This window comes from Micromonospora maritima, assembly GCF_902825405.1.
GTDB lineage: Bacteria > Actinomycetota > Actinomycetes > Mycobacteriales > Micromonosporaceae > Micromonospora > Micromonospora maritima.
The window spans coordinates 1-1081 of the sequence record NZ_CADEAU010000892.1 but is presented as its reverse complement, the minus strand read 5'-3'; the positions used below and the strand labels follow the sequence as shown (position 1 = coordinate 1081).

Annotated in this window: 1 protein-coding gene and 1 pseudogene; one reads left to right on the top strand and one right to left on the bottom strand. The window is 77.0% G+C overall.

All coding sequences use genetic code 11. The annotated features are described in order from the left end of the window. Window positions 1-385 (bottom strand): annotated as a pseudogene (locus tag HUW36_RS33325) (hypothetical protein); the annotation flags it as partial. 176 nt (window positions 386-561) lie between these two features. Here HUW36_RS33325 and HUW36_RS33320 point away from each other — a divergent pair. After that, on the top strand, window positions 562-1081 hold a 520-nt coding region (locus HUW36_RS33320; RefSeq protein ID WP_174531639.1), incomplete at its 3' end, for a GNAT family N-acetyltransferase.

Sequence of the window (1081 nt, the reverse complement as noted above, 5' to 3'; positions counted from 1 at the left end):
GGAACGGCGCGGCGGTCCGCCCGTCGGGCAGCCGGCCGGGAAAGATCCGCAGCCCGTCCGGGCGCGTCGGCCCGCAGACGTAGCAGCCGGGGAAGGGATGGTCCACCAGACCGGGGTACGCCCGCGCGGCCTGCTCGGCCGTCGCCCGGTCCACCGGCGGCACGACCGCGTCGACCGGCTCGACCCGGCGTACCTCGGCGACCAGCCGGCCCTCCGGGTCGCGCACCTCGCCGTCGCCGGCGGTGAGCGGGGTGTCCAGCGGCGGCGGCCGGCGCAGCGTGACCTCCACCGGCCCCCGGTCGTCGATCAGCGCGGCGAAGATCCCGGCGCTCCAGCCGCCGTTGCCCGAGCCGTCCGGTCCGTGGAAGCGGGCCTCGACGAGCATGTGCACCTCCGGGTTCCGTCCGCCGCCGGCGCCGTCGCCGGCGGTCGCCCGGCAGCCTCGCACACGCGCCGTCACCGGGTTCGCCGCCCGGCCGCGCACGGCACCGCCGACGGGCGTTCACCGGATCGACATCCCTCACCCCGGGCGCGGCAACCCGGGGCCCTTACACAGGACCCATGGCCGTTCTGCACGCCGCTGGCGCACCGCTCACGACCAGCGGTTACACCCTGCTGATCGCTGACGACCCGACCCTGGTCGCGGCCGCGCAACGCCTGCGCCACGAGGTGTTCGCCAGCGAACTCGGCGCCACCCTTCCGCCGGGGTCCGCCGGGCTCGACGCCGACGAGTTCGACGCCCACTGCGACCACCTGGTGGTGCTCCGGGAGGGCACCGACGAGGTGGTCGGCACCTACCGGCTGCTGCCGCCCGGACGCACCGACCGGCGGTACGCCGACGGCGAGTTCGACCTGGCCGCGCTGGCCCCGCTCGGTGACGACCTCGTCGAGGCGGGTCGCTCCTGCGTGCACCCGGACCACCGCACCGGGGCCGTGATCAACCTGATGTGGGCCGGGATCTGCCGCTACCTGCACCTGCGCGGCTCGCGCTGGCTCGGCGGCTGCGCCTCGGTGCCGGTCGCCGACGGCGGGACCGCCGCCGCCGAGGTGTGGTCCCAGGTGCGGGCGCGGCACCTCGCCC